Source organism: Streptomyces sp. NPDC048191, assembly GCF_040652655.1.
GTDB lineage: Bacteria > Actinomycetota > Actinomycetes > Streptomycetales > Streptomycetaceae > Streptomyces.
Genome location: NZ_JBEZMO010000013.1, coordinates 123539 through 135737 on the forward strand (window position 1 = coordinate 123539; position 12199 = coordinate 135737).

At 70.7% G+C, this 12199-nt stretch carries 11 protein-coding genes; 4 read left to right on the forward strand and 7 right to left on the reverse strand.

The window, feature by feature from the left end:
* Positions 1 to 41 precede the first annotated feature (41 nt).
* On the reverse strand, positions 42 to 1034 hold the full coding sequence (gene corA / locus AB0D93_RS22005; protein WP_362121933.1) for a magnesium/cobalt transporter CorA: 993 nt from the start codon (positions 1032 to 1034) through the stop codon (positions 42 to 44).
* Between the two features lie 62 nt (positions 1035 to 1096).
* Between corA and AB0D93_RS22010 the strand changes: the two genes are divergently transcribed.
* The 4 genes from AB0D93_RS22010 to mshC all read left to right on the forward strand — a co-directional run bounded on the left by AB0D93_RS22010 (position 1097) and on the right by mshC (position 4602).
* Entirely contained in the window at positions 1097 to 1783 is a 687-nt protein-coding gene (locus tag AB0D93_RS22010; protein ID WP_362121736.1) for a histidine phosphatase family protein, read from the forward strand.
* 108 nt (positions 1784 to 1891) lie between these two features.
* The gene (locus AB0D93_RS22015) at positions 1892 to 2482 is read left to right on the forward strand and encodes a DUF3090 domain-containing protein (RefSeq protein ID WP_362121738.1); all 591 of its coding nucleotides are present in this window, start codon (positions 1892 to 1894) and stop codon (positions 2480 to 2482) included.
* Positions 2446 to 3270, forward strand: a complete 825-nt coding sequence (locus tag AB0D93_RS22020) for an SCO1664 family protein (RefSeq protein ID WP_362121741.1) — start codon at positions 2446 to 2448, stop codon at positions 3268 to 3270. The genes AB0D93_RS22015 and AB0D93_RS22020 overlap by 37 nt, the downstream gene beginning before the upstream one ends.
* A gap of 102 nt (positions 3271 to 3372) precedes the next feature.
* Positions 3373 to 4602 (forward strand): cysteine--1-D-myo-inosityl 2-amino-2-deoxy-alpha-D-glucopyranoside ligase, encoded by a 1230-nt coding sequence (mshC, locus tag AB0D93_RS22025; RefSeq protein ID WP_362121743.1) that lies wholly within the window; start codon positions 3373 to 3375, stop codon positions 4600 to 4602.
* Positions 4603 to 4670: 68 nt separating this feature from the next.
* Here mshC and AB0D93_RS22030 read toward each other — a convergent pair whose 3' ends face one another.
* The 6 genes from AB0D93_RS22030 to AB0D93_RS22055 form a co-directional block, all read right to left on the reverse strand.
* Entirely contained in the window at positions 4671 to 5654 is a 984-nt protein-coding gene (locus tag AB0D93_RS22030; protein WP_362121745.1) for a PAC2 family protein, read from the reverse strand.
* 166 nt (positions 5655 to 5820) lie between these two features.
* A complete protein-coding gene (locus AB0D93_RS22035) occupies positions 5821 to 6492 on the reverse strand; it encodes a FadR/GntR family transcriptional regulator (protein WP_362121747.1) in 672 nt (223 codons plus the stop codon).
* A gap of 243 nt (positions 6493 to 6735) precedes the next feature.
* A complete protein-coding gene (locus AB0D93_RS22040; RefSeq protein WP_362121749.1) occupies positions 6736 to 8352 on the reverse strand; it encodes a glycerol-3-phosphate dehydrogenase/oxidase in 1617 nt (538 codons plus the stop codon).
* Between the two features lie 49 nt (positions 8353 to 8401).
* Entirely contained in the window at positions 8402 to 9940 is a 1539-nt protein-coding gene (gene glpK, locus AB0D93_RS22045; RefSeq protein ID WP_362121751.1) for a glycerol kinase GlpK, read from the reverse strand.
* A 63-nt stretch (positions 9941 to 10003) separates the two neighbouring features.
* Positions 10004 to 10798 carry an MIP/aquaporin family protein gene (locus AB0D93_RS22050; RefSeq protein ID WP_362121753.1) on the reverse strand — a complete coding sequence of 265 codons (795 nt, stop codon included), beginning with the start codon at positions 10796 to 10798 and terminating at the stop codon, positions 10004 to 10006.
* Positions 10799 to 11168: 370 nt separating this feature from the next.
* Positions 11169 to 11933 carry an IclR family transcriptional regulator gene (locus AB0D93_RS22055; protein WP_362121755.1) on the reverse strand — a complete coding sequence of 255 codons (765 nt, stop codon included), beginning with the start codon at positions 11931 to 11933 and terminating at the stop codon, positions 11169 to 11171.
* Between the last annotated feature and the right edge of the window lie 266 nt (positions 11934 to 12199).

Consider the following 12199-nt stretch of genomic DNA (forward strand, 5'->3'; position numbering starts at 1 on the left):
CGACGCCCGCCCACGAGTTCGCCTGAGCCCCGAGCAGCCGGTCACAGCCAGCCGCGCCGCTTGAACTGCTGGTACAGCAGGACCTCCAGCGCGGCCATCACCAGGATCACCGCCGGATACGACCACAGCCAGTGCAGCTCCGGCATGTGGTCGAAGTTCATGCCGTAGATCCCCGCGATCATCGTCGGGACGGCGGCCATCGCCGCCCACGCCGAGATCTTCCGCATGTCGTCGTTCTGCCGCACGCTCATCTGCGCCAGATGCGCCGACAGGATGTCCGACACCAGCCGGTCCAGGCCCTCCACGGACTCGTTCACCCGCGTCAGATGGTCGCCCACGTCCCGGAAGAACAGCCGCGCCTTCTCGTGCACGAAGGGCACCGTGCCGCCGAACGGTCCGGTGCCCGCCAGCCGGCTCAGCGGCAGCGCCAGCGGGCCGGTGGCCCTGCGGAACTCCAGGATCTGCCGTTTGAAGCCGTAGATCCGCGACGCGGTGGCCCGCGAGCCGCCCTCGGGGCGGAACACCTCCGCCTCCAGCTCCTCCAGGTCGGTCCCGAGCTCCGTCGCCACCTCCAGATAGTGGTCGACGACGGCGTCGGCGATCGCGTACAGCACCGCGCTCGGGCCCTTGCCGAGCATCTCCGGCTCCTCCTCCAGCCGGTGCCGCACCGCGGCCAGCGGCGAGCTCTCGCCGTGACGGACGGTGACCACGAAGGCGTCGCCGATGAAGGCCATGATCTCGCCGGCCGAGACGGTGTCGTGCTCCGTGTCGTACACGACCGGCTTCAGCACCATGAACAGCGAGTCGTCGTACACCTCCAGCTTGGGCCGCTGATGCGCCTTCAACGCGTCCTCGACCGCCAGCGGATGCAGCGCGAACTCCTGCGTGACCAGGTTGAACTCCCGCTCGGACGGCTCGTGCAGACCGATCCACACGAACCCTCCCTCCGCCCGCGCCTCGGTGAGCGCGTCGGACAGGTCCTCCGGGCCCTCGGTACGGTGCCCGTGCCGGTAGATGGCGCAGTCGACGATCACAGAGCGCACTCTCCCTTCATCCGATCACCCTTGCATGTGCTGATACGCCTACCCTGGGCGGCATGCCCACGCTGATCCTCGTCCGGCACGGACGCTCCACCGCCAACACCTCCGGTGTCCTCGCCGGCTGGACGCCAGGCGTCGCGCTGGACGAGCGCGGCGCCGCACAGGCCGCCGCGCTGCCCGCCCGGCTCGCCGCACTGCCGATCTCCGAGATCGTCACCAGCCCCCTGCAGCGCTGCCAGGAGACCGTACGGCCGCTGCTGGAGGCCCGGCCGGAGCTGCGCGCCCACACCGACGAACGGATCGGGGAGTGCCACTACGGCGACTGGTCCGGCCGCAAGCTCGCCGAGCTGAAGGACGAACCGCTGATGGAGGTCGTCCAGGCCCACCCGTCGGCCGCCGCCTTCCCCGGCGGCGAGTCCATGCGCGCCATGCAGACCCGCGCCGCCGAGGCCGTCCGCGAGTGGAACGCGCGCGTGGAACGCGACCACGGAGCCGACGCCCTCTACCTCATGTGCTCCCACGGCGACATCATCAAATCCCTCGTCGCCGACGCCCTCGGACTCCATCTCGACCTCTTCCAGCGGATCTCCGTGGAACCGTGTTCCGTCACCGCGATCCGCTACACCCGTCTGCGGCCGTTTCTCGTCCGCCTCGGCGACACCGGCGATTTCGCTTCCCTGGCCCCGCGTGAGGAACCTGGTGAGGGCGACGCACCGGTCGGGGGCGGTGCGGGCGCACCGTGATCGTCGGCCGCAGTAGGGTGAAGCGGTCCGCACAGCCGCGAATCCGTGGCCCGCACCGCTGAAACTCCCGAACCCACTCCCCGCACTCACTCTCAATGGAGACAGGACGTGTCCCGTCAGGTGTTCCTCTACGACCCGCCGGACCGCTTCGTGGCCGGCACGGTCGGACTGCCCGGACGCCGTACGTTCTTCCTCCAGGCCACCGCAGGCTCCCGGGTGACCAGCGTGGCACTGGAGAAGACCCAGGTGGCCGCGCTCGCCGAGCGCATGGACGAACTGCTCGACGAGGTCGTACGGCGCAGTGGCGGCAGCGCAGCCGTCCCCGCCATGGCGCCCACGGAGATCGCCGACACCGCCCCGCTGGAGTCCCCCGTCGAGGAGGAGTTCCGCGTCGGCACCATGGCGCTGGCCTGGGACGGCGAGGAACAGCGCATGATCGTCGAGGCGCAGGCCCTGGTGGAGCTGGACGCCGACACCGAGGAGGACCTCGCCGAGGCCGAGGAGCGCCTCCTCCAGGACGAGGAGAACGGGCCCCCGATGCTGCGGGTCCGGCTGACCGGCGCGCAGGCCCGGGCCTTCGCCAAGCGCGCCCTCGACGTCGTCAACGCCGGGCGGCCGCCGTGTCCGCTGTGCAGCCTCCCGCTCGATCCGGAAGGACACGTATGTCCGCGCCAGAACGGATACCGCCGCGGAGCGTGACGCCCCGTTCCAGCCCCGCCGAGCTGCTCGCGCGGGGTGAGCTGAGCGTGCGCGGCCGGATCCGCGAGGCCTCCAACGCCGCACTGTTCTGCACCGTCGCCCTCGACGGCCGGGAAGCCGACTGCATCTACAAGCCGGTGGCCGGGGAGCGTCCCCTGTGGGACTTCCCCGACGGCACCCTGGCTGGCCGCGAGGTGGCCGCCTACGAGGTCTCCGAGGCCACCGGCTGGGGGCTCGTCCCGCCGACCGTGCTGCGCGACGGGCCGTACGGCGAGGGCATGTGCCAGCTGTGGATCGACGTGCAGGCTGAGGCCGAGCTGCTCGCCCTGGTCGACGCGGAGGAACCGGAGCCGGGCTGGAAGGCGATCGGCCTGGCCGAGGTCGGCGAGGGCCGCACCGCGCTCCTCGTGCACGCCGACGACGAGCGGCTGCGCCGGCTCGCCGTCCTCGACGCCGTGATCAACAACGCCGACCGCAAGGGCGGCCATCTGCTGCCCACCACCGACGGCCGGCTCTACGGCATCGACCACGGCGTCACCTTCAACGTCGACGACAAGCTGCGCACCCTGCTGTGGGGCTGGGCCGGCGAGCCCCTGACCACCGAGGCCGTCGACGTCCTCAAAGGACTGCGCAAGGCCCTCGTCGGGCCCCTGGGCGAGCGGCTGACCGCACTGATCACCCCGGCCGAGATCGACGCCACACGCGCGCGGGTCGACGCGCTGCTCACCACGGGTGTCCATCCGGAGCCGAACGGCCAGTGGCCGGCCATTCCCTGGCCCCCCGTGTGAGCCCGCTCAGCACATCCGGTCGCCATGTACAAGAGCGCCCAACCGGCCATCCGGCGAGATCCCGTTCGTATACGCAGCTCGTGGCCGGTTAGGCTCATGTACATGCATGCCTGGCCCGCTTCCGAGGTCCCCGCCCTGCCTGGTCAGGGCCGCGACCTGAGGATCCACGACACCGCGACCGGCGGCCTCGTCACCCTCGACCCCGGTCCCGTCGCCCGTATCTACGTCTGCGGCATCACCCCGTACGACGCGACCCACATGGGTCACGCGGCGACCTACAACGCGTTCGACCTCGTTCAGCGCGTGTGGCTCGACACCAAGCGGCAGGTCCACTACGTCCAGAACGTCACGGACGTCGACGATCCGCTGCTGGAGCGCGCGGAACGGGACGGCGTCGACTGGGTCGCCCTCGCCGAGAAGGAGACCGCCCTCTTCCGCGAGGACATGACCGCCCTCAGGTTGCTCCCGCCGCGGCACTACATAGGCGCCGTGGAGGCGATACCCGGCATCGTCCCGCTCGTGGAGCGGCTGCGCGACCTCGGCGCGGCCTACGAGCTGGAGGGCGACATCTACTTCTCCGTCGAGTCCGACCCGAACTTCGGCAAGGTCTCGGGCCTCGACGCGGCCGCCATGCGGCTGCTGTCCGCCGAGCGCGGCGGTGACCCGGACCGCCCGGGCAAGAAGAACCCCGTGGACCCGATGCTGTGGATGGCCGCCCGTGAGGGCGAGCCCAGCTGGGACGGGGCCTCCCTCGGCCGGGGCAGGCCCGGCTGGCACATCGAGTGCGTCGCCATCGCCCTCGACCATCTGGGCATGGGCTTCGACGTCCAGGGCGGCGGCTCCGACCTCGCCTTCCCGCACCACGAGATGGGCGCCTCGCACGCCCAGGTGCTCACCGGCGAGTTCCCCATGGCCAAGGCGTACGTCCACGCCGGCATGGTCGCGCTGCACGGCGAGAAGATGTCCAAGTCCAAGGGCAACCTCGTCTTCGTCTCGGCGCTGCGCCGCGAGGGCGTCGACCCGGCCGCCATCCGGCTCGCCCTGCTGGCCCACCACTACCGCGCCGACTGGGAGTGGACCGACGAGGTCCTGCGGGACGCCGTGGCCCGCCTCGGCCGCTGGCGTGCGGCCGTGTCCCGCCCCGACGGCCCGTCCGCCGACGCACTCGTCGAGGAGATCCGCGAGGCCCTCGCGAACGACCTCGACGCCCCGGCCGCGCTCGCCGCGGTGGACCGCTGGGCGGCCCGGCAGGAGGAGCGGGGCGGCACCGACACCGGCGCACCGGGCCTGGTCACGCGGGCCGTGGACGCGCTGCTCGGCGTGGCGCTCTAGCCCCGGCAGCTCCGGCAGACGCGGAAAGGGGCGGTTCCCTCATCGGGAACCGCCCCTTTCCGGTGTCCTCACTCCTGAGGACCGTCCTCCTCGTCACCCTCGGCCGCATCCGGCTTGGGCGGTTTCGGCGGCCGGTTCTTTCCGCCGGGGTTGTCCCTGCGGAACGAGCCGCCGTCCCCGCCGTCGGCGGTCGCGTGACCGCCCGGAGGGCCCACGTCCCGCCGCCGCAGATACCGCTCGAACTCGCGGGCGATCGCCTCACCCGACGCCTCGGGCAGCTCCGCGGTGTCCCGGGCCTCCTCCAGCGTCTGCACGTACTCGGCGACCTCGCTGTCCTCGGCGGCCAGCTGGTCCACGCCCACCTGCCAGGCGCGCGCGTCCTCGGGCAGCTCGCCCTGCGGGATGCGCAGGTCCAGCAGGTCCTCCAGCCGGTTGAGCAGCGCCAGCGTGGCCTTCGGGTTGGGCGGCTGGGAGACGTAGTGCGGTACGGCCGCCCACAGCGACACCGCCGGGACGCCGGCGTGCGTACACGCCTCCTGCAGGACACCGACGATGCCCGTCGGACCCTCGTACTTGGTCTCCTCCAGGTCCATCCGCTGGGCCAGGTCCGGGTCGGACGTGACCCCGCTGACCGGCACCGGACGCGTGTGCGGGGTGTCTCCGAGCAGGGCGCCCAGGATGACCACCAGCTCCACGCCCAGCTCGTGCGCGAAGCCGAGCAGCTCGTTGCAGAACGAGCGCCAGCGCATGGACGGTTCGATGCCGCGGACCAGCACCAGGTCGCGCGGCTTCTCGCCGCCGACGCGGACCACCGACAACCGTGTCGTCGGCCAGGTGATCTTGCGCACACCGGCCTCCATGAACACCGTGGGCCGGTTCACCTGGAAGTCGTAGTAGTCCTCGGCGTCCAGCGCCGCGAACACCTCGCCCTTCCACTCGCGTTCCAGATGCGCGACCGCCGTGGAGGCGGCGTCACCGGCATCGTTCCAGCCCTCGAACGCGGCCACCATGACTGGGTCGATCAGCTCGGGAACCCCCTCCAGCTCGATCACCCAGTGCCTCCTTCCGACGTGCCCTCGCTTGACTCACCAACCTTACGGCGTCCGGCGGGGGCGCCCGCAGCCCCCTCGCGTGGGCCAGTGACCGGATCACTGCCCCGTTCGCCCGCGTAGAACACCCCGCGTCAACCGGGAGACCGGCCTGTTCCGTACAGGCGTTTCACAGCGTGCTGCGCAGCCACTGCTCCACGCTGGCGATGTGCACGGTCGCCCAGGAGCGGGCCGCCTCCGCGTCCCGGTCGCGCAGCGCGGCCAGAATCGCCCGGTGCTCGCGCAGGGTGCGGCCGACCGCGTCCTCCTGGGTGAGGCCCCGCCAGATCCGGGCCCGCGTGGTCGGCCCGGACAGCCCGTCCAGCAGCGAACACAGCACCGAGTTGCCGGCGCCGCGCACGATGCCGCGGTGGAACTCCAGGTCGGCGGCGACCAGTTCCTCCACCGAGGGACCCTCGCCCAGCGCGTCCAACTGCGCGGACAGCGCGTCCAGTTGCTGCTCGCTGATCCGGAAGGCCGCCATCGCCGTCGCGGCCGGCTCCAGGATCCGGCGCACCGCGAGGAACTCCAGCACGGTGTCGTCGCGGTGGAAGTCCACCACGAAGCTCATCGCCTCCAGCAGCAGCTGCGGATCGAGGCTGGTGACGTACGTGCCGTCGCCCTGCCGCACGTCCAGGATCCGGATCAGCGACAGCGCGCGCACGGCCTCGCGCAGCGAGTTGCGGGACAGCCCCAGCTCGGCGGCGAGCTCACTCTCCTTGGGCAACCGGTCCCCGGGGCGCAGCGCACCGGAGACGATCATGTCCTTGATCTTCTCGATCGCCTCGTCGGTGACTGCCATGACCGGCCTCCTGTCGCCCGCGCAGTGCTCAGACATCGGATGTCTGAGCACATTATGCGGGCTTCACCGGGCGGAGTCCGTGGTGTCCGGCATCACGCGACCGTCCGGGGACAGCACGCGGGAGGGGCGGCCCCATCGGCGTGGGGCCGCCCCTCCCGGTGGTCCGGACCCGGTGCGGCGGGGTCCGGCACTACGGCGGCGGCCGGTCCCGGTCAGGGGAGTCGGACCGGTCGCCGCCGAGGCTCACTTCTTGTCGAGCACGTCCTGGACCCGCCCGCGGACCTCGTCCGTGGCCAGACCCCGGATCGTCAGCGTCGTACGGCGGCGCAGCACGTCGTCCGCCGTCTCGGCCCACTCGTGGTCGCGGGCCCACACGACCTGCGCCCAGATCTCCGGGGCGTCGGGGTGGACGCGCTCGGCCAGCTCCGGGTTCTCGTTGGCCAGCCGGGCGATGTCGAAGGCCAGGGAGCCGTAGTGAGTGGCCAGGTGCTTGGCGGTGTCGGCGGCCATGCGCGGACCGGGCGCCGGGTGGTCCACCAGCAAGCGGTGCGCGACGGCACGCGGGTTGGCGACACCGGGCAGCGGCAGCTTCTTCGGCAGCGAGGAGATCGGCTCGAAGTCGTCACCGAGCGGGTGGCCCGGCAGCGACTCCAGCTTCTGCATGACCGTACGGCCGATGTGCCGGAAGGTGGTCCACTTGCCGCCCGCGACGGACAGCATGCCGCCCTTGCCCTCGGTCACGACCGTCTCGCGCTTGGCCTTGGCGGTGTCACCGGGGCCGCCCGGCAGCACGCGCAGGCCGGCGAAGGCGTAGGTGATGAGGTCCCGCTGGAGCTGCTGGTCGCGGACGGAGAACGCGGCCTCGTCCAGGATCTGGGCTATGTCCTTGTCGTTGACGGACACGTCCGCCGGGTCGCCCTCGTACTCCTCGTCGGTGGTGCCGAGCAGCAGCATGTCCTCCCAGGGGAGGGCGAAGGTGATGCGGTACTTGTCGATGGGGGTCGCGAGCGCGGCCTTCCAGGGAGAGGTGCGCTTCAGGACCAGGTGCGCACCCTTGGACAGGCGGATGGACGGAGCCGCGTTCGGGTCCTCCATCCTGCGCAGGTGGTCGACCCAGGGGCCGGTCGCGTTCAGCACCAGACGGGCGCTCACGCCGAACTCGTCGCCCGAGAGGCGGTCCCTCAGTTCCGCACCGGTCACCCGGCCGTTGGTGAAGCGCAGGCCCGTGACCTCGGCGTGGTTGAGGACGACGGCGCCCGACTCGACGGCCGCGCGGACCGTCATCAGCGCCATGCGCGCGTCGTTCATCTGGTCGTCGCCGTACACGGCCACGGCCTTGAGGTTCTCGGTGCGCAGCTCGGGCACGTCCTGCGCCGCCCTGGCGGGGGAGAGCAGGTGGCCGACGCCGTCACCGAACGCGGAGAGCGCGGAGTAGGCGAAGACGCCCGCGCCGAGCTTCGCCGCGCCGTGCGGCCCCCCCTTGTACACGGGGAGGTAGAAGGTGAGCGGGTTCGCCAGGTGGGGGGCCACCTGGCGGGAGACCGCACGGCGCTCGAAGTGGTTCTCCGCCACCAGCTTCACCGCGCCGGTCTGCAGGTAGCGCAGACCGCCGTGGAGCAGCTTGGAGGAGGCGGAGGAGGTGGCGCCGGCGAAGTCGCCGGCGTCGACCAGAGCCACCCTCAGGCCGGACTGCGCGGCGTGCCAGGCGGTGGAGATGCCCAGGATGCCGCCGCCGATCACCAGAAGGTCGTACGACGCCTTGGAGAGTTGCTCCCTGGTCTCGGCCCGGCTCGGGTTGGAGCCGGAGGCCGGGTGCGTCCCCAGGGCAGGCACGGAACTCAGGGTGGACTGACTGGTCATGTCGGGTACTTACTCCTCGTCAGAGATGTCCGAGCTGTGTGTGGGCAGCTCAGCTCTCGTCCTCGATCCAGCCCATGGTCCGGTCGACGGCCTTGAGCCAGTTCTTGTACTCACGGTCGCGGGTGTCCGCGTCCATCTGGGGGGTCCACTCGGCGGCCCGGCGCCAGTTGGCGCGCAGTTCGTCGGTGCTGGACCAGAAGCCGACGGCGAGGCCGGCGGCGTAGGCGGCGCCGAGGCAGGTGGTCTCGGCGACCATCGGGCGCACCACCGGTGCGTCCAGAACGTCGGCGAGGGTCTGCATCAGCAGGTTGTTGGAGGTCATGCCGCCGTCGACCTTGAGGGTCACCAGCTCGTCGCCGGAGTCCTTCACCATGGCGTCGGCGATCTCCCGGGTCTGCCAGGCGGTGGCCTCCAGGACGGCGCGCGCGAGGTGCGCCTTGGTGACGTACCGGGTCAGGCCGGCGATCACACCGCGGGCGTCGGAGCGCCAGTGCGGGGCGAACAGACCGGAGAAGGCCGGCACGAAGTAGGCGCCGCCGTTGTCCTCGACCGAGAGCGCGAGCGTCTCGATCTCGGCGGCGGTGGAGATCAGGCCCATCTGGTCGCGCATCCACTGCACCAGCGAGCCGGTGACGGCGATCGAGCCCTCCAGGGCGTAGACCGTCGGCTGGTCGCCGATCTTGTAACCGACCGTGGTCAGCAGACCGGCGTAGGAGTTGATGATCTTGTCACCGGTGTTCATCACCATGAACGTGCCGGTGCCGTAGGTGGACTTGGTCTCGCCCTCGGAGAAGCAGGTCTGGCCGAACAGGGCCGCCTGCTGGTCGCCGAGCGCGGAGGCGACCGGGATGCCGCCGAGCACGTCGCCGAGCTTGCCGCCGGTGACCTCGCCGTAGACCTCGGCGGAGGAGCGGATCTCGGGCAGGATCTGCAGCGGTACGCCGATGGACTCGGCGATCTTCTCGTCCCACTCCATGGTGTGCAGGTTCATGAGCATGGTGCGGGAGGCGTTGGTTACGTCGGTGACGTGCTTGCCGCCGTTGACACCGCCGGTCAGGTTCCAGATGACCCAGGTGTCCATGGTGCCGAAGAGGATGTCCCCGGCCTCGGCGCGCTCCTTCAGACCGTCGACGTTGTCGAGCAGCCAGCGGGCCTTGGGCCCGGAGAAGTACGAGGCCAGCGGGAGTCCGGTCTCGCGGCGGAAGCGGTCCTGGCCGACGTTGCGGCCCAGCTCCCGGCACAGGGCGTCGGTGCGGGTGTCCTGCCAGACGAGGGCGTTGTAGACGGGTTCACCGGTGTTCTTGTCCCACAGCACGGTGGTCTCGCGCTGGTTGGTGATGCCGATGGCCTTGATGTCGTCACGGGTGATGCCGGCCTTGGCGATGGCTCCGGCGACGACTTCCTGGACGTTGGTCCAGATCTCGTTGGCGTTGTGCTCGACCCAGCCCGGCTTGGGGAAGATCTGCTCGTGCTCCTTCTGGTCGACGGAGACGATCCGCCCGTCCCGGTCGAAGACGATGCAGCGGCTGGAGGTGGTGCCCTGGTCGATCGCGGCGATGAAGGGGCCAGCGGTGTGGGCGTCGGTCACTGTGTGCTCCTGAAAGATCCGTGTGAAGGGGGCGTACGTACGGCGCGTGCTCGGAGGCGTGGTCTAAGCGAATGCGACGTTGTATATGCCCGCAGCGATCGCGCCGCCGATCAGCGGACCGACCACCGGGACCCAGGCGTAGGCCCAGTCGGAACCGCCCTTGTTGGGCAGCGGCAGCAGGGCGTGCACGATGCGCGGGCCCAGGTCACGGGCCGGGTTGATCGCGTAGCCCGTCGGGCCGCCGAGGGAGAGACCGATCGACACCACCACGAACGCGGTGATCAGACCGCCGAGGATGCCGAGGCCGTTGCCCTTGTCGTTCAGGCCCTGGGTGAGGACCGCGAGGATCAGCACCACGGTGCCGATGATCTCCGTGGCGAGGTTCTGCACCGCGTTCCGGATCTCCGGACCGGTGGAGAAGATGCCGAGGACCGGGCCGGCGCCCTTCTCCTGGGCTTCGACCGCCTTGGCCGTGGTGGCCTGCGCGCCCGGACCGCCGACGATCTCCTTGTCGGTGAGGTGGGCGTGGAACTGGCCGTAGTAGGTGACCCACACGAGGGTCGCGCCGATCATCGCGCCGAGCAGCTGACCGGCGAAGTAGACCGGAACGTTGGTCCAGTCGCTGTTCTTGATGGCGAGTGCGACGGTGACGGCCGGGTTGAGGTGTGCACCGGAGAGAGGTCCGGAGATGTACACGGCCGTCATGACGGCGAAGCCCCACCCGAAGGCGATGGCGAGCCAACCGGCGTTACGGGCCTTGGAGGCCTTCAGCGTGACGGCAGCACAGACGCCGCCGCCGAGCAGGATGAGTATGGCGGTACCGATGGTCTCGCCGATGAAGATGTCGGAGCTGGACACCCGCGACTCCTTTGTCCTTCGTGCCAGGGAAAGCCGAACCCCGGGTCCCGCCGGGGTTCTGGCGCCCTCGGGGGTGAGAGCGATGCCGGCCCTTGGCGTTGTCACACTCTAGCGCGTATTGCCGGTAGGTGTTCGACAATGCCGACCGATGGACGGGAGTCTTGCTTCGGCGTCACGCATGCGTCAAGGGTTCTGTTATCGAAAACAGGATCGTTATTGATCGCTGCCGACTATCACTGTTCGCGCACTGACGTAGGCACTCGCCCGATTTGCCGGTTTCAGGGTAGAGCGAGGGCCGGAACGCCACCCGGCGTTCCGGTCGTACCCCGCAGAAAGTCCCCGGGTGTGCCCCGGGAGGAGCGCGCGGCGCTCAGAACCGTCCGGCGCCCAGGTCCCGGGACACCGCACGGGCGCAGTCGCGCACCGCGGCGATCAGCTCGGAGCGCAGTTCGCCGTCCCGGCGCAGCCGTTCCACGGCGCCGGTGATGCCGACCGCGCCCACGGGCATGCGGCGCCGGTCGTGGATGGGTGCGGCGATGGACGCCACCCCTTCCCAGGTCTCCTCCACGTCGGCCGCGTATCCCCGGGCGCGCGTGATGTCGAGGAGGTTCTCGAAGTCCACGGCGTCGTACACGGTGCGGTCGGTGAACGGCTTCCGCTCCGTCTCCATCGCCTCGCTGTGCGCCACCGGGTCGTAGGCCGAGAGGACCTTGCCGAGCGCGGTGGAGTGCAGCGGCTGCATGGCGCCGATCTCCAGCACCTGCCGGCTGTCGTCCGGCCGGAAGACGTGGTGCACGATCAGCACGCCCTGCTGGTGCAGGACCCCCAGGTAGACGCTCTCCCCGCTGGAGCGGGCCAGATCGTCCGTCCACACCAGGGCCCTGGCCCGCAACTCGTGCACGTCCAGATACGTGGTGCCCAGGCGCAGCAGCTCCGCGCCCAGCTGGTAACGCCCGGAGGCGTCGTCCTGCTCCACGAAACCCTCCTGCTGGAGGGTGCGCAGGATGCCGTGGGCGGTGCCCTTGGCGAGACCCAGTGACGAGGCGATGTCCGACAGGCCGAGCCGCCGCTCGCCGCCCGCCAGCAACCGCAGCATCGCGGCCGCCCTTTCGAGCGACTGGATGTTCCGTGCCATCGCCGTACTGCCTCCGTCCCCATCGACTGCCCTCAGGTGCATCGAGACCACACCGTTCGGCAATGCCGAACACTACCGGTCCGTGCCGACCTCCCGCCAATGGTCGGTCGGCACTTGTTACACCACACGTGGCCCCCGAGTGGCGCACCCGCCACCCGGCGTCCGCCCCGTGGACGCCGCTGCCCATCCAAGCCGACTCCCGGTTACCCTGGCGCCGTGCGGCATCCCCGCCTGACCGGGACACCGCAAAGCCGACAGCCGTCGCA